Source organism: Thermostichus sp. MS-CIW-34, from assembly GCF_054060435.1.
Genome location: NZ_JBSSDE010000030.1, coordinates 20,072 through 36,253 on the forward strand (window position 1 = coordinate 20,072; position 16,182 = coordinate 36,253).

The following is a 16,182-nucleotide window of genomic DNA, read 5'->3' on the forward strand; positions in this document are numbered from 1 at the left end:
ACTACCCGACCCTGACTGCTTCGCAGTACAGGGCAGGCTTAAGGCCTCCGGCCCGCTGGCGCGAACGGTAGCCCTGTAGTTGGCAAGCCAACCACGTTCGCGAAGCGAGCCGTAGGCTTGACCTCTAGGCTGGTTTACAGCAGCCCCCAAAAGCGCAATCACATTTGCACCGTTAAAATCAGCATCCCCTTCCCAACCACAATGCCCGCACTTAAATCCCTTCCCATCCCGGTACGACTTACCAGAGTCGGGATGAATGGGCAAGCATTTGTGGCAAGTCTGTGAGGTATAGGCCGGTGGTACAGTTACCACTTTCTTCACAAGCTCTCCACAGTTTCGCTGAAATCAATCACTGGGATCCGTTATGCGAGAGACACAGTTGCACCGGCTATGGCTGGTGTTGCTGGAAAAAGCTGCTTTGAATCATCTGTTGAAAAGCCTGGGCTGCTCGCGAAGTGTGCAGAACCCTCGCGAGAGCATCTACAAACGGCTCATCAATCTTTTGCCAAGACGGAGACGTTAATCCCGACACAGGGATCCAATACGAGCTTGGCAGGTGGCGATTTCTTGGGGGGTGAGGTTGTCCCAATTGACGTCGCGGCGCAGCACCAAGCCATTGTGCCCGGTGATGAAACGGGGCAGCTCTGCTTGGTCGATCACGCTCAGATCCCGCATGTGATAGGTAGTGTAATAGGTAACATCTGGGCTCTCGAAATCCACGTCGATAAGGGTGAGGGTCTTGCGGGGGGGCAGAGGGCTGCCCAAGAGGGGACGAGGGCCAGAGCCGAGAATGCCGCAGTGAAGCAGTTGCAGTTGCCCTTTGTGGCCAGGGTAGTAGCCGTGGTCGTGGCCGCTGATGTAGGTGTGGACGCGGTACTTCTCCAGCAGAGCCCGTTTGGCATCCGCCTCCAGCAGCACTTCTCCCGGATCGTCGCGCCCGACAGTGATGGCGTAGAGGGGCAGATGGCCGATGACAATGCGCAACTTGGCCTTCTGAGCCCGTTCGCTGGCCAGAGCCGCTTCCGCCCAGGCCATTTGTTCGGGCGGGATGTAATTGCAGGTGGCATCCCAGACTAGGTAAAACACATCGTCTTTTTCAAAGGTGTAGTAGAAGGGAAAGTCCCCCCGATCCACAAAGTTCAAACCTGGGTCGTGGGCCGGATCGTTCCAAAACTCGCGGGCCAGATCCCGTTCTTTTTGAAAGAGAAAGCCGCCCCGCGTGGTGCGGGCACAGGAAGCATCGTGATTGCCCAAGGTAAAGCCGTAGGGAAGTTTGGCCGCACGGATTGGGCCAGCCACATGCCGGTCGAAGGCTGCCCACATGGCGCGAATGCGCTCCTCCGACAGGCGGGGATCCTGACCGGCCACCATATCTCCTCCTCCCAAAACAATATCCGGCTGAAGATAGGGGATGAGGCCGATGCCCCGATCCACCTCTGGGTCGTATTCCACCGAGCCGTAGATGCCGTTCATGTCACTGATGACCAAGAGGCGCAGATCTCGGCGGGGGGGGATGTAGAGGCCATGGGGGGCATCTGGATGGGGGACGACGGTGGGGGTGGGCTGGGGGGTAGGAGAGGGGAGAGCGGCTCTAGGGGATCCCATCCCTGGGGCTAGATGAGAGGGCTGCTGCCGACTGGCCCAATAGGCTCCTGCCAATCCACTGCTGCTGGCCAACCCCAACAAACCCAGAATTACCTTGCGCCGCTGCATGATCTTTGCCCCCAACACTCCAGCGGTATTGTAGAAAATCAAAAGGCTGATGTTGGGCTCTTCCATCTGCGCACGGCCTGGACTCGGCTCGAAGATGGCTATGCGCGGCAGCTCTTGTAGAGTTCGGGGTGTTTTTTGAACAACTGTTGACGCACAAATGCTACCTTGGTAGAGATGAGCAACTACCTATCTCAGACTCGGTATGACTTGAGGTTTTCCATGCCTCGCCCCTTGGATTCTTTGGAAGCTGCTTTGGAACGGTGCCGGGAGTGCAATCTGCGTTTGAGCCGACAGCGCCGTTATATCCTGGAGCTGCTGTGGCAGTGTGGCGAGCACCTCTCCGCCCGCGAGATTTACGATCGCCTCAATCAGCAGGGCAAACCGATTGGCCACACGTCCGTTTATCAAAACCTGGAAGCTTTGGCCAGCCACAACATTGTCGAGTGCTTGGATCGTGCCGATGGGCGCCGCTACGGCAACCGCACCCATCCCCACAGCCACGTGAACTGTCTGGATAGCAACCGCATCTTGGATGTGGACGTGGAGCTGCCGCCTGAACTGCTGGCCCAAGTGGAGCAACAAACGGGCACCCGCATCCAAAGTTACCGCATTGAGTTTTTTGGGGTGGAAAAGCCTGCGGAGCCCCAGCAGTAACCTTGGCAAAGGGATCCCTGCTGCCCTGAGCAAAAGTTGGGCAAAGGTCAGTAAGCTCGATTTTGGCCTTTGCCGATTTGCGACTGGATTTGCTCGAGAGAACTGGCAGGGGCCAGGCATTTGTTGCCCCAGCACACCAGCCCTAGAGCTCCTTCCGGCAGAGGTTCGGCTTCGGTGGGGAGAGCAAAGACGGTGGTGGGCCAAGATCGTTGCTGAAAGGCGGGAATGGAATCGGCCTCCAGGGTGACTTTCACCCAATTGCTATACCAATCCAGTCCGGCAAAAAGGCTGGGGCAGGTGCGCGGCTGGGTGCTCATGATGTGGGCAAAGGTTTTCAAGGCCTGCTCTGCCCGCTCCAGGTAGTCCAGATCTCCAGTGAGGGCGGCCAGGCGCACCAGGTTGGCAATGGCCACCCCATTGGCTGCAGGGGTAGCGTTGTCCTGGAACTCCTTCTCTCGCACCAACAGCTCAGGGGCACTCTGGGCATCGCTGACAAAGTATCCCCCCCTGGCCGGATCCCACAGTTGCGCATCCATCTCCTGCTGGAGCTGGAGGGCAGCCTGCAACCAGTCTTGAGGGGTGGGATCCCCCACCAGGGGCAGGCAGGCTTGCTGCAAGTCCAACAGGGCCTTGATCAGCAGGGCGTAATCTTCCGATTTGGCGGGCACCTGAGCTGTGCCATCGTAGTTCAGGCGCAACAGGGATCCGGTCTCAGGGTGGCGCTGCTGGCTGAGGATGAATTGGGCTGCCCGCAGAGCGAATTGCAGATAGTCTGCGTTGCCGAACACTTGATAGGCCCGCGCCAGGCCGGAGATCATCAAGGCGTTCCAAGAGACGATCATCTTGGTGTCGGTGACAGGTGGGATTCGCCCTGGCCAGGATTGCAGACGGGCCGACTGGGCATCCACTGCCGGAGGGAAGGGAACTCGTCGCTCCGCAGAGCCATAGCGTGCCTGAAACAGATGGGTGGTCAAGGCGGCTTCAACTTCTGGCGGCAACGCTCCTCCCTGTTGGCGCTGCAAGACGATGCAGCCGGGCCGATCGGGGAAGTTGCCCCCCGGCGATAGGTCAAACGCCTGCTGCAAGGCGCGGAAGGTTTCTTCCCCCAAGAGCTCCTGCAGCTCCTGCCAGCGCCAGACGTAGAACTCTCCCTCCTCTGGCTCTCGATCCTCTGCCCGGGCAAAGCTGTCGGCATCTTGAGCGGCGTAGAAATACCCGGCAGGGGCGGTCATCTCTCGCGCCACCCACTCCACCGTCAGCCGCACCGCCCGCTCGATGGCCGGATCTTGGATACCGTGCGCCCACAGATCGGAGAGAAACTCTAGGATCTGCCCGTTGTCGTAGAGCATCTTTTCAAAGTGGGGCACCGTCCAGGTGGGATCCACGGTGTAGCGGTGAAATCCTCCGGCCACATGGTCGAAGATCCCTCCCAGCACCAAGGCCATGCCTCGCTCTTTGGCCCGTTCCAGAGCGCTCTGCGAGCCGGGGATCCCTTCTGGTGGGTCGAAGCGGGCCGAACGCAATACCAACTGAGCGTAGGGCATCATGGGAAATTGCTGCACCGCCCCGGCATTGGAGAGCAAAGGCTGGATCTTGGGGATCCCAGAGCGCAGCAGGTCGGCGGGAATGTGGTCTTCCGGCACTAAGTCGCTGAGGGTGGTCAGAGCCGTCAAAATCTGGCCTTTCATCTCCTCTATTTTTTCCTTTTCCTGCCGGTAAAACTGCAGGATGCGCTGCAGCAAGGCCAGAAACCCCGGGCGGCCAAAGCGGGGCTCTACGGGAAAATAGGTGCCGGCGTAAAAGGGCACCAGGTCATCGGGCGTGAGGAAAACATTGAGGGGCCACCCCCCCTGCCCGCTCATGAGCTGCAACGCCTGCATGTAGATGCTGTCGAGATCGGGCCGCTCCTCGCGATCCACCTTGATGGGCAAAAAATGGGCATTCAAAAAGGCGGCAATTTCAGGGTTGGAAAAAGCCTCGCCCTCCATGACCGTACACCAGTGGCAACTGGAATAGCCGATGGATAGGAAAATCGGCCTATCCTCGGCCCGCGCTTTCTCCAGAGCTTCTGGGATCCAAGGCCACCAGTCCACCGGGTTCTCGGCGTGCTTGCGCAAGTAAAGGCTGGAACTTGTGGCGAGGCGATTGGCCATGAGTACACCCTCTCACCCTTTTTGCTTTTCAGGCTAGCGCGTCCTCCTCCCAAGGCAGAGCCAACCCACTGTTGTTCAAGATACACTCACCCAGGATCCCTGTCGGTCAAGCCTGCTCCTGCTCGGCAGCCGGGACTAAAAACTCCAGAGGGCGCCCGTGTAAAACCAAGGTGGTGCTGGGATTTTCCACAAAGCCGATTCGCTCGTAAAAGCCACGCTGATGGGTTGTGAACAGGTAGATGCGCTCCACCGACTGCAGGTGGGGATGGCTGATCAGGGTTTCCACCAACTTGCGCCCAATGCCCTGACGTCGGTAATCGTGATCAACCACGATATCCCAGAGGACGGCTCGGTAAACCCCATCGGAAGTGGCGCGGCCAAAGCCAATCAGGCGCTCCCCATCCCAGGCGCTGACCACCGGATGGCTGTGGGCAACGGCCCGCTCCATCTCCTGCCGCCGGCGATTCTGCGCCCAAAAGGCGTTGCGGTTCAACAGCAGGAGAAGTTGATCCAGATCCAGCTCGCCCCGCTCCAGAGAGAAGCGAATGTTGCGGTTGTCCACCGGCTGACGAGAGAGGGCAATGACAGGCTCAGGAGAGGGATCGGGCATGAAGAAAACCTTTGCAGCAGTGAGGGTTGGCAAGGGGAAGTTCAACAAAACGCTTAGGCCTGACAAACTGAGGCTAGCTGGCCGAGGCACCTTCGGCGGTTGGCCCCGCATGCTCCAGGGCATAGGCCTTGAAGCGCTCCAGGTCCGCCTGGATGGTGCTCTCCACCACTTTGCCCACAAACAGGCCATCCAAGATTTTGCCGAGGATCCCCGGGAGCTTGTAGGCCACCGACAGCTTCACAATGGTACTGCCTTTGCGGTCGTAAAAGCGCAGCGCGCCCCGATTGGGCAGCCCCTCCACCGAACTCCAGCCGATGTGTTGGTGTTTCACCACCGTGTGGGTGCGGGAGATCCAACTGAAGGTGAGGCCGCGGGTATCCAGTGTCCACCGGGACAGCTCCTGATCCAGCAATTCCACCGAGCGGATCCACTTCATCCAGCGGGGCATGAGGGTGAGGTTGGCCCACAAATCCCATACCTGCTCAATGGGAACAGGCACCTCCACCTGACAGGTATGCTCTAGCCAATCTGACTCTGACATAGGGCCTCCCACGCAACACCCAGCAGAAACACAAACCATCCAGGGGCTTGGCCACAACGCCTCGGGACGGGATCCCTGCCTTTACAAAATTTTATATCGACCTAAGATAGCATTATCGGCCTCGTGAAAGTTTGGGGCTCTGCGCTTTTTGGCAGCCCGGTTTCTTTTTCGAGCAAGTTGCGGCTGCCCCCCATGAGGGCAATGCAGAAGGCAGGTATCATGATTGCCATCTGCAAGCTCCACTTGCAAAGGTTCGGTGCATCCACTCGGTTGACTTGACGGAACGACCTCACCATGGTTTCACAATGGAAACAGCATCTTAAGAACTACTTCGTGGCGGGGTTGCTGGTGGTGATCCCTCTGGCAACTACCATTTGGCTGACGGTGGAGGTGGCCACCTGGAGCATTGGCTTTCTGACCAGCATTCCGAAGCAGTTCAATCCCATCCAGGGTTTGCACCCGATCTTGATCAACCTCATCGATCTGGCGGTGGGCCTGTTGACGCCGATTGTGCTCATCCTGTTGATTGGCTTCATGGCCCGCAACATTGTCGGCCAGTGGCTGCTCAATCTCAGCGAACAGTTGCTCCATGCGATTCCGGTGGCGGGGCTGGTGTACAAGACCTTGAAGCAATTGGTCAGTGTTTTGTTTGCCCCCAACAATCAGCGCTTTCGGCGGGTGGTGCTGGTGGAATATCCCCGACCAGGAGCTTGGGCGCTGGCCTTTGTGACGGGCACCATTCAAACTCCCATTCGGCCCGATGGGCCGCAGCGCTCCCTTGGCCTGTTTGTGCCCACCACCCCCAATCCAACGACGGGCTGGTACGCCATTGTGCCGGAAGACCAGGTGGTGGAAGTGTTCATGCCGGTGGAAGATGCTTTTAAGATGCTCATTTCCGGCGGCATTGTCACCCCTGAGAGTTTTGAAGCGGGGCTGCAGCGGCGAGAAGGAGCTTTGGCCGTGACCATGCCCAGTTTGCGGGAGCTGGTGGAGCAGGAGCGGGTGGCAGGATCCCCCAGGGCTGACTCGGTGGGCTCTGAGGTAGGTTTTGAGACTGAAGGGATCCCTTAATCCTGCTTTCCTGTCCCTGCAGAAGGGCCGGGCTGCCAGAGCTGGTATTCTTTGGCCTGTTCCAAGCGCACATAAAAAGGCCGCATTTGCCGATCCAATGCCTCCACTTGCTCGGGGGAAAAGGCTTTCCAATCAGCGCGGCTGGCCCAGCGGAGGATGAGGTGGACAAGTTCAGGATCCTGCTGATCCAGCCAAACTTCTTTGCCCAGAAAACCCGGATGCCGGCGCAGGGCGGATCCCCAAACCCGCTCGTCTTGCTCAAGAAAGGCTGCTTGCCCACCGGGAGGAACCCGGAAGCAGAGATGTTCGATGGCGATAGGGCCGGGCGGGCTGGGGCAGGTCGACATAGGAGCAGAGGCGGCAAAGTTAAAGATGGGCCCTCTCAAGACTCCAGGGGGGAAGCAGTCAATCGTTGCAGGGTGGGAATGAAGTCGGGGTAGGAGATGCGGGCACAGTCGGCTCCCCTGAGGAGGGTGGATCCCTGCGCTCCTAGAGCTGCCACCATCAGGCTCATGGCGATGCGGTGATCCTCGTGGCTGTCGACCTCGGCCCCGTGAAGAGGGATCCCTCCCTTGATTTCCAGGCCATCAGGATATTCAGTGACCTGGGCTCCCATGCGGCTCAGCTCTTGGGCTATGGCAGCCAGACGGTCGCTTTCTTTGACCCGCAGCTCTGCGGCATCGCGAATCACGGTGATCCCCTCGGCAAAGGCCGCCGCCACCGCCAAAACCGGGATCTCGTCGATCAGGGTGGGGATGAGATCGCCGGCGATGGTGCAGCCGCGCAAGCGGGCCGAACGCACCCGCAGATCTCCCAGGGGCTCGCCGGCCATTTCCCGGCAGTTTTCAATTTGAATATCGGCCCCCATCTCCTGCAACACCTGCAGCGCACCGGTACGGGTGGGGTTGAGGCCCACATCCCTTAGCAGCAATTCGCTCTCGGGCACAATGGAGGCGGCCACCAGCCAAAAGGCTGCCGAGCTGATATCCCCCGGCACCTGAACTCTCTGGCCCACCAGGCGGGATCCCCCCACCACGGCCACGGTTTTCGCCTCTGGATCCACGTGAATGTCGGCTCCGAAGGCCCGCAACATCCGTTCCGAGTGATCCCGAGAGAGAGCCGGCTCGGTGACTTGGGTGGTGCCTTCCGCCAGCAGGCCCGCCAGCAAGAGGCAGGATTTTACCTGCGCTGAAGCCACCGGGGAGCGGTAGTGAATGCCCTTGAGGGATCCCCCTTGTACGGCCAAAGGTGCCAACGTCCCACCGGCCCGTCCCCAAATGCTGGCCCCCATCTGCCGCAGCGGTTCTACCACCCGCCCCATGGGCCGCGAGCGCAGGGAGCGATCGCCGGTGACGGCAAAAAAGCGCCCGGCCTGGCCAGCCAGGATCCCCAGCATCAGGCGCAAGGTGGTGCCGGAGTTACCTGCATCCAACACGTCTGCCGGTTCTTGCAGCTGGCCCAGGCCAACTCCCCGAATGCGAACACACTCGCTGTTGAGCTCCGAAATATCTGCCCCCAGCGCCCGAAAACAGGCTGCCGTACTGCGGGGATCCTCTCCCAGCAACAGCCCTTGGATGGTGGTTTCTCCTTCGGCCAGGGATCCCAGCATCAGGGCGCGGTGGGAAATGGACTTGTCGCCGGGGATGCTGACTTGGCCGCGCAGGCCCTTGGCCGGCGAGAGGGTCAAGATATCAGTAGCAGAAGAGTGAGTCAACACAGCAACCCTGACGGCAGACTGGGCAAAAGCGGGAGCAGTCTCATCATACTCAGAGCGGGACTCGCGCCCCAGAGATTTTGCCGGGGATCCCAAGACAGCCTGTCTTTTGACGGCCACCCCTCTTTTCCCAGAGGATCACCTTAACAACATGGATTCCTCGGTCGGGGCCTGGCCTCGGCCTTTTTTTTGCAGATACTGAACTTTGTAGCAGCAGAAATAGAACCCCCGCAAACCGTGCTTGGCAAGGTGTATCAACACGACTCTGTTTTGACCGAGGAGGTGATGGCCTACCTGCAACCCCAGGGGGGCGGTATTTTTTTGGATGTGACGTTGGGAGGGGGTGGGCACAGCTTGGCGCTGCTGCGGGGGGGAGCTGCTCGAGTGGTGGGGTTGGATCGGGATCCGGCGGCTCTGCAGGCGGCGCAAGCGCGTTTTGCAGCAGAAGGGATCCCCGGCAGCCGCATCCAACTGTGGCACCTCAATTTTGCCGATTTCGATCTGCAGCAGCATGGCTTTCGGGATGAGCAGGGGCAGGGGATCCCCTTCGATGGCATCGTGGCCGACTTGGGGGTGAGTTCGCCGCAACTGGACTGCCCTGAGCGGGGATTTAGCTTTCGCGGAGAGGGGCCGCTGGATATGCGCATGGATCCCAGTACAGCTCAGGAGACTGCCGCCGATTGGGTTAATCATCGCCCGGTCGAAGAGTTGATCGAGATTTTCACCCGTTACGGCGAAGAGCGATTTGCCCGCCGCATTGCCCATCACATCGAGCAGGCTCGTCCCCTCGCCACAACTACCCAGTTGGCCCAGGTGGTTTGGCAGGCGGTACCTCCGGCAGCTCGGCGAGGCCGCATTCACCCGGCCACTCGGGTCTTTCAGGCGTTGCGCATTGCCGTGAACCGAGAACTGGAGGCTTTAGAAACCTTGCTGGCCCAAGCCCCCACTTGGTTGAAACCCGGCGGCAGGTTGGCCGTGATCAGCTTCCATAGCCTTGAAGATCGCTTGGTGAAATGGGCCTTCCGCAGGGATCCCCGTTGGCAGGTGCTCACCCCCAAGCCCTTGTCCCCTTCCGAACTGGAACGGCAACGCAATCCACGGGCCCGCTCTGCCAAACTGCGAGTGGCTGCCCGCAGCAGTCAGATGTAGGTTTAGGTTGGTTCTCCCGCTCTCAAGAGATCGGCTACTGTGAAGCGGACAGCTGTCCTGCTGAGGCCGGGAATCGGGAGAAGGGGGTTGCTGTTGGGGGGCGCGGGGAACTAGGGTGAAGCGGAACCGGCAGTCCTGCACCGTCGGATCCCTTGGTGTGTGTGAGGTTAAGCCCTATGGTTAGCCAGCCTTTGAACGCAGGTCTTGATCGTCCCAAAAGCCCTCGTCGCCACAGACAGCCTTCTGCTCTGAGCCGACCCCTCTCCGGTACAGTTCAGGCCAGCCGCACCCAGCCTTTGGATTTGAAGTTGAAATCAGCCCATCCTCGCAGCCAACATTCGGCTTGGGCAGAACACCTAGCTTGGTGGAAGCAGATCTCCACAGGGATGGCTATCCTCTCTGGGGTTTCAGTGTTAAGCCTTTACAGTTGGACTGTGCATACCCAAAGCCGGTGGAGCCAGCGTTACCAGGTGTGGCAGCAGATGCAGCGCAACGAACGACAGTTTCTGCTGACTCAAGAATCCATTGCCAATTCTCTCCGGGAAATTGCCGACCGCTCCGAAATGGTGCCGCTGGTACCGGATCGGATGATCGAGGTGCCAATTGCCTCTCCCAGCCAAGTTAAACCGGATCCAGCCCACCAGACGACAGCCCCGCCTGAAATCGAAAAAGCTCCTCTTTTCTACCCGGTTGGGTACTAGTCCAATGAATCCCGTGGACAGCAGCCAAGCCACTGCTCCCCTCTTACTCTCCCAAAGGCTGTGGATTTTGCAAGATCTCAGCGTATCTCTATCCTCCCTATTCTTCAAATTCTTCAAAAGTCAAGGGATCCCTGGGCCTCGCGATCTGGAGTAGCAGCGGGCTATCCTTCAACTGCTTACAAAGCAGTGAAGAAATCTGGCCTAAATGGGATGTGGCCCATCCGAAGCCCTGGGATTGTCGTTGGGATCCCGTTCACCCCTGGGGATGACATCCCCCCTGGCAGGATAGGAACTCCAGAGCAGGGGATGTATGATGCCTAGCACGGCTTTTTCGGAGCAATCGCAGAGAAAGCTGTACCGACAGGTTGTCCTGGGGATCAGCCAGGGCATGTAAAGGGGAAAGTCCGGTGCAAATCCGGCGCTGTGCCGCAACTGTGATGGGCTTGGGCTAGACCTATGCCCTCAGTCAGGATGCCCGCCTGCGGTTTTGGCTCGCATTTCTTCCGCGTCGCACGGAATCAGGAGCTTCAAGAAAGAAAATGAATCCCATTCTAGGTCTCAGCCTGGCGCTGGGGGGTCTTGTTTTGGGGATCCCAGCGTGGGCGCAGCCGGCAGCTTCCCCGCCCTCAGCTCAAGAGGTGTTGGAAACCGGCGTTAGCGCCGAGATTTTAAATCAACCCGTCACCACACCTTTTCGCCGTCCTGGTTTGCTGCGGGATTCTTCCCGCCCGGTTTACGTCGTTACCCGCCAGCAAATTCGAGAGCAAGGGGCAAGAACGGTTCAGGAGGCCCTGCGCTACCTGCCCGGGATCCTCAGCGACGGCACGGCAGGAACCCAGTTGGGAGCCCTTAGCTCCCAGTTTATGCGGGGAGGACGAACGGCCCAGGTGTTGGTGCTCTTGGATGGCCGCCCCATTAACGACCTGGGCTTTTTTGGCGGGTTCGATCTGTCTCAGATCACTACAGATGTGGTCGAGCGTATTGAGATCTCTCCAGGTGGGGGCTCCACCTTATACGGCTCCGATGCCGTTGGCGGGGTCATCAACATCGTAACCCTGGAGCCAAAGCCGGGATCCGAGACCGTGCTGGAAGCGGCTATCGGCAGCTACGGCCTCAACGAGCAAGGGATCCAGAACCGCGGCCAGGTGCAGGATCTGGGCTGGGTGGTCAGCTATCGCCGTCTGCAGAGCAACAACGACTTTCCTTTTGAAATTAGGCGTTTGGGCAAAGCCGGCAGGCGGGAAAACTCGGCAGTGGAGTACCACAACCTACAAGCCAAGCTCACCTGGCAATTGGCAGAAGGCCAAGTCCTAACCGGAAATGCCCTTTATCTCAACAAAGCGTTTCAGGTGCCCGGCAGCACCGAGTTTCCCTCCCCCGATGCAGTGCAAAACACCAACGACCTGCTGTTAGATCTCAGTTGGCTGTGGGATCAAGAGAGGGGATCCCTGCAAGCTAGGGTATTTTTTGACGACCTCAACTATCGCTTCAGCGCCCCACAAAGCCAGGGATCCCGGGATGAGATCTCGCGAACGGGGTGGGGATCCCAACTGCAATACACCTGGAAGGCTGCTGAAAACCTGGAGCTTACTCTAGGAGCAGACTACCGATCCATTTCAGCTCGCAACACCACCTTCTCCTTTGCCAGGGGATCCACCAACGTCAACTATGACAATACCGTGAACCAAGGGGCCCTCTTTGCCCGCCTGGATTACAAGCCACAGCCCAACTTTTATCTCAACTTAGGTGTTCGCCAAGATTCGAGCAATCTGGTCAACGGTTCGGCCACCTCTCCTGCCGCAGGGATCCGCTGGGTTTTGGCAGAAGGCACCACCCTGAGGGCCAATTATGCCGGCAGCTTTCGCACTCCCTTGATCTCAAACCTGTTCTTTCGGCTGCGCGGCTTTTTTGAAGTCGACGGCAACCCCAATTTGCGCCCGGAGCGGGGAGAGAGTTTTGACATTGGCCTGGATCAGGCTTTGGGAGATTTTGGCCTACTGCGCTTGACCTTTGCCCATAACCGCATCCGCGATGGCATCACCTTTGTCAGCGCCGGCCCGCGCAGGGGAACCTACGAAAACATTGAGCTCGTGGAATACACAGGCATAGAAGCAGCCCTGGATTTGCGGCTGGGGGAAAACTGGACTCTTTTTGCCAACTACACCCTGAACGATCCCATCATCCGCTCGGCGCTGGATCCCAAAGCGGTTGGCAAACAGCTAGCCTTCGTGGGAGCAGACAGCTTCAACCTGGGCCTGAGCTACCGCGATGCAGAGGATCGGTATGCCTCAGTTTTCCTGCATCACATTGGCACTTTCTTTACCAACAACGCCAATACCCAATCTCTGCCCGGCTACACCAACCTGGCTCTGCGGGGAGGGATCCCAGTAGCAGAAAATCTCGCTCTCGAGGTGGGAGTCGATAACCTGCTGGATGAGCAATATGAGGTTTTCCCCGGCTACCCAGGAGTGGGTCGCACCGTTCGGCTTAATTTAAGGGGCCAATTTTAGAGCGACTTGAGGCTGACTTTTAGCTGTCTAACTCACTGCTGAATCCTTGGCCAAGACATTGAGATCGTCTTTGCCTCTTCTCACACCCTTTGCTTGGACAGAAACCTATGACTATATCAAGGAGCACCATGTCTCAATCAACTTCCCAGTTGCCCATCCAAGCTGGCAGCGCTGCCCAGCAACCCAGCAGCCATTGTCTTTGGGTTTGTGTCACTTGCGGATCTCGGTGGGTTAACGGCCAAAAAGAAGGGATTAGCAAGGGAGAAATGCTGCTGTCTGCCCTGCAATCCCAAACCCTCAATCCTCAACTGACCCTGAAGCCGGTTGCCTGTATGAGCGGCTGCAGCCATGCTTGTGTCGTTGCGTTGGCAGCACCTCAAAAGATGACCTATGTTTTTGGAGATCTCGATCCAAAAGATGTGGATCTCATTCTGCAGACAGCAGAGCTCTACCTCACCAAGCCAGATGGGATCCTACCCTGGGCCGAGCGCCCTCTCAAAAAAGGGGTGATTGCTCGTATTCCACCACTGCACTGAGGAGCTCTCTCATGGCCACTTTTACCCCCTGGATAACCCCCCTCCATCAAGCTTGGCAGGAAGTTTCTTTAACGGGTTGGACAACCCTTTATGAAGGGATCCCTGCCCATATTGACTGCTTGGGGCCGTTGCTCTACGAGCTGTTTCAAGAGCACTGGGCCGAGATCCAGGTGGGCCATGTGGCGGAAGGCGGGGTGCTGGAGCTGGCTTTTAAGAAACCTCCAGCTTTGTGCGTGCTCTACGATGGCTATCTAACCGTTGCCACCGAAACTTGGCACCTGCATTTGTGCCTGGAGGAGCACCAAGGCGGCCCCCATCGCAAGACCCCACCCGAGCTGCGCCGCAAAAGATTGGTTAGCCGTGCTGCTCTCTACCGGCGCCTCAATCCCCAAGGTCAGCCCCGCATGTGGGGGATCCAATTCTGGAATGGAGCAGAAGAACCTTTGCTGCAGATTTTTCTGCCCAGCCCCTTTTTGGGGCCAGAGGAAGACTACCTGCCGGAAGGCAAAGCAGATTACCAAAAGCTTTCTCTTTACGAGCGCATCCGCGCCATCTATGTGCAGGGGAAAGAGCGGATCCCCTATGAGGATAACCCTCTTAAACGTCCCTACCTTGCCGTCTGTCGTTCCAGCCGTTGTTATCCTTCCCGCAACTACCAACCGGTTGTGGAAGCTCTGGAATCGGCTCTTCGAGAAGCCAACCTGGACGTACAGGTTATCACCTCAGGCTGCTTGGAAGTTTGCCAACAGGGGCCCGTGGTTTTTTACTCTGGGGATCGCACCTGGTACAAGCGGGTTACTCCCCAAGTAGCTCGGCAAATTGTTTTTGAGCATTTGCTTAATAGCTGTCCTCTGAAAGACCACCTTTTTCCAGGAGATTAAAGCATGATTGGCCTGCAATCGAGTGCTCAACCTATCCCCAGATCTTGCCGCTTGATCTCAGCCCCACTTTGGATACAAGCTGCTCAAGATTTGGCCCAAGGCTGGTTCTGGCCCAGCTTGTTTACCACCGTCGGCTGCCTCAGCAATATTGCTTATACATGTACCCTTCCCTTTGTAACTGTTGGTATTGTTGCGGGCACAACTTTAACCCGCCAAAGGGCAGCCATTAGTGCTTTGATGATTTGGCTGGCCAACCAAATCTTTGGCTACACCTGGCACAACTATCCCCGCACTCCCGATTCGTTTGCCTGGGGGTTGGTGCTGGGGATCGGCACGGTGGGGGTTGCTCTTGCTGCCAGCTATCGCCCTTTGTTTTTCCAGTCCAAGACCCTTCGACCAAGGCAACTGCTGATGAACTATCTCTGGATCCCGGCCATGCTCATCTTGGGGTTTCTGGCTTTTGAAGGGCTGATTTTGGCAGCCGGCCTGGTCTTGGGGGGAACGGAGGGCCTGACCCTGCCCATCCTGGGCAAAATCTGGCTGCACAACTGGCTGTGGACAGGACTTTGGATCGGGATCCACGCGCTGCTGGTGTGGGACAGAGGACGTCGCCGGGTGTGGCTTGGAGAGGAGAAACTGCGGTGAGCTGCTCCCGTACAGGCCCTTCCCATCCCGTCAGCGGTGCGGAGCACTTTTGCAGTGATCTGGAACATCCCCAAGGGGGATCCAGGCCAAAATAGGGGCGACCTATGTGGGAGGGGATCCCTTTGCAACTCAGTCGCGTTAACAGTGAGCATGACTCTAGTCAATGATACGCTGGACTATACTGAAAATAATGTACAGTGTGTTCAGTATGGCTGCTTGGTATGGCTAGGTATGTAAAACCGAGAGAAGCGGCGGATTATTTTGGGGTGTGTCTCCACACTTTGAGGCGATGGGAACAGAAAGGCTGGATCAAGGCAATACGTACACCATCCGGCAGGGCGAGAAGGTATGACCTCGACAGCTACATCAAAACGCCAAGAAAAGTCAAACGAGTCGTTTTGTACGCCCGAGTCAGCAGTCGAGGGCAGAAACCAGACTTGGAGAGACAGATTGCAAGACTGGTTAACCTCTATCCTGGAGCCGAAGTGGTCGGAGAGGTTGGCGGCGGTCTCGACTTCAAAAGACCAAAGTTCCTTGCCTTATTGGAACGAGTTCGTGCGGGAGATGTCGGAACAATTGTGGTCGCTCACCGGGATCGACTCTGCCGGTTTGGATTTGAGTTCGTTGAGTGGTACTGCCGTCAATACGGCTGCGAAATCTTGGTTCTCGATGACGATCACCTTTCTCCCCAACAGGAACTGGTTGAGGACATCCTCACCATCCTGCACTGCTTCAGCAGTCGGCTCTACGGACTCAGAAAATACCGGGCTGCAATCGAGAAAGATACGGATTTATCCGGAGCCAGCGCTGGCTAAAGTTTGGAAGCGGTGGCAAGCGGCGTGCCGGTACTGCTACAACCAAGCGACTGCCTATCAGCGCCGGCATGGTGTTCCAAGAACGGCCAGAAAGCTGCGGGACATCATCCTGCACTCCGACCTGCCCCAGTGGGTAAAGGACGCCCCCTGCCACATCAAACAGAACGCGGTCGTCGAGGCGTGGCTGGCGTTTCGCCGAAGCAAAGACGCGAGGTTTCGCAGTGTGCGGGACAGGTCACATACGCTGCAGTTCAACGCCGGCAACTTTCGCAATGGAACGTGGTATCCGAAACTCACCCGAGGTTTGGCGTTTCGTGCATCCGAGGAGATGCCCAGAGAATGGGCACGTGGGACTGAACTAATGCGGGTGAAAGACAGATGGTATGCCATCTTTCCTGAGCCCGTGAACGAGCAGTGTTCGTTAGCAAAGGGGGTGGTTGCGCTTGACCCTGGGGTAAGAAGCTTCCTTACAGGGTTTGATGGGGCGGG

15 protein-coding genes, 1 pseudogene and 1 riboswitch are annotated in these 16,182 nt (G+C 58.0%); of the genes and pseudogenes, 9 read left to right on the forward strand and 7 right to left on the reverse strand.

Annotated features, from left to right (window positions below; genetic code table 11):
- Position 1: 1 nt before the first annotated feature.
- Together ACVWYY_RS10600 and ACVWYY_RS10605 are read right to left on the reverse strand one after the other, a co-directional pair.
- Positions 2 to 312, reverse strand: a pseudogene (locus tag ACVWYY_RS10600) (zinc ribbon domain-containing protein); the annotation flags it as partial.
- A 207-nt stretch (positions 313 to 519) separates the two neighbouring features.
- Positions 520 to 1,713 (reverse strand): metallophosphoesterase, encoded by a 1,194-nt coding sequence (locus ACVWYY_RS10605; RefSeq protein ID WP_041437268.1) that lies wholly within the window; start codon positions 1,711 to 1,713, stop codon positions 520 to 522.
- 219 nt (positions 1,714 to 1,932) lie between these two features.
- On the opposite strand from ACVWYY_RS10605, the gene ACVWYY_RS10610 reads away from it, so the two are divergent.
- Positions 1,933 to 2,367 carry a Fur family transcriptional regulator gene (locus ACVWYY_RS10610; RefSeq protein ID WP_414331897.1) on the forward strand — a complete coding sequence of 145 codons (435 nt, stop codon included), beginning with the start codon at positions 1,933 to 1,935 and terminating at the stop codon, positions 2,365 to 2,367.
- A gap of 47 nt (positions 2,368 to 2,414) precedes the next feature.
- On the opposite strand, the gene ACVWYY_RS10615 is transcribed toward ACVWYY_RS10610, so the two are convergent.
- From ACVWYY_RS10615 to ACVWYY_RS10625, 3 genes are all read right to left on the reverse strand, one after another.
- Entirely contained in the window at positions 2,415 to 4,520 is a 2,106-nt protein-coding gene (locus ACVWYY_RS10615) for a thioredoxin domain-containing protein (RefSeq protein ID WP_457440493.1), read from the reverse strand.
- A 106-nt stretch (positions 4,521 to 4,626) separates the two neighbouring features.
- Entirely contained in the window at positions 4,627 to 5,130 is a 504-nt protein-coding gene (locus ACVWYY_RS10620; RefSeq protein ID WP_457402668.1) for a GNAT family N-acetyltransferase, read from the reverse strand.
- Positions 5,131 to 5,203: 73 nt separating this feature from the next.
- Entirely contained in the window at positions 5,204 to 5,671 is a 468-nt protein-coding gene (locus ACVWYY_RS10625) for an SRPBCC family protein (protein ID WP_414522411.1), read from the reverse strand.
- 294 nt (positions 5,672 to 5,965) lie between these two features.
- Between ACVWYY_RS10625 and ACVWYY_RS10630 the strand changes: the two genes are divergently transcribed.
- The gene (locus tag ACVWYY_RS10630; protein ID WP_238376947.1) at positions 5,966 to 6,742 is read left to right on the forward strand and encodes a DUF502 domain-containing protein; all 777 of its coding nucleotides are present in this window, start codon (positions 5,966 to 5,968) and stop codon (positions 6,740 to 6,742) included.
- Here ACVWYY_RS10630 and ACVWYY_RS10635 read toward each other — a convergent pair.
- Together ACVWYY_RS10635 and aroA are read right to left on the reverse strand one after the other, a co-directional pair.
- Complete coding sequence (locus tag ACVWYY_RS10635; protein WP_414417226.1) at positions 6,739 to 7,089, reverse strand: TIGR03792 family protein; 351 nt, start codon at positions 7,087 to 7,089, stop codon at positions 6,739 to 6,741. The two genes, ACVWYY_RS10630 and ACVWYY_RS10635, sit on opposite strands and share 4 nt — an antisense overlap.
- Positions 7,090 to 7,124: 35 nt before the next feature.
- Entirely contained in the window at positions 7,125 to 8,459 is a 1,335-nt protein-coding gene (gene aroA, locus ACVWYY_RS10640) for a 3-phosphoshikimate 1-carboxyvinyltransferase (protein WP_457440503.1), read from the reverse strand.
- 234 nt (positions 8,460 to 8,693) lie between these two features.
- Between aroA and rsmH the strand changes: the two genes are divergently transcribed.
- The 7 genes from rsmH to ACVWYY_RS10675 all read left to right on the forward strand — a co-directional run bounded on the left by rsmH (position 8,694) and on the right by ACVWYY_RS10675 (position 15,693).
- The gene (rsmH, locus tag ACVWYY_RS10645; protein WP_414357048.1) at positions 8,694 to 9,605 is read left to right on the forward strand and encodes a 16S rRNA (cytosine(1402)-N(4))-methyltransferase RsmH; all 912 of its coding nucleotides are present in this window, start codon (positions 8,694 to 8,696) and stop codon (positions 9,603 to 9,605) included.
- A gap of 176 nt (positions 9,606 to 9,781) precedes the next feature.
- Entirely contained in the window at positions 9,782 to 10,306 is a 525-nt protein-coding gene (locus ACVWYY_RS10650) for a hypothetical protein (RefSeq protein WP_457384511.1), read from the forward strand.
- Between the two features lie 345 nt (positions 10,307 to 10,651).
- Positions 10,652 to 10,803: riboswitch (cobalamin riboswitch) on the forward strand.
- A 42-nt stretch (positions 10,804 to 10,845) separates the two neighbouring features.
- Entirely contained in the window at positions 10,846 to 12,816 is a 1,971-nt protein-coding gene (locus ACVWYY_RS10655) for a TonB-dependent receptor plug domain-containing protein (protein ID WP_457440495.1), read from the forward strand.
- A gap of 128 nt (positions 12,817 to 12,944) precedes the next feature.
- Entirely contained in the window at positions 12,945 to 13,352 is a 408-nt protein-coding gene (locus ACVWYY_RS10660; protein WP_457440497.1) for a DUF1636 domain-containing protein, read from the forward strand.
- A gap of 11 nt (positions 13,353 to 13,363) precedes the next feature.
- A complete protein-coding gene (locus ACVWYY_RS10665; protein WP_011432955.1) occupies positions 13,364 to 14,233 on the forward strand; it encodes a (2Fe-2S) ferredoxin domain-containing protein in 870 nt (289 codons plus the stop codon).
- Positions 14,234 to 14,284: 51 nt separating this feature from the next.
- On the forward strand, positions 14,285 to 14,878 hold the full coding sequence (locus ACVWYY_RS10670) for a hypothetical protein (protein ID WP_457440499.1): 594 nt from the start codon (positions 14,285 to 14,287) through the stop codon (positions 14,876 to 14,878).
- Between the two features lie 221 nt (positions 14,879 to 15,099).
- Complete coding sequence (locus ACVWYY_RS10675) at positions 15,100 to 15,693, forward strand: IS607 family transposase (protein ID WP_011431697.1); 594 nt, start codon at positions 15,100 to 15,102, stop codon at positions 15,691 to 15,693.
- Positions 15,694 to 16,182: the final 489 nt, after the last annotated feature.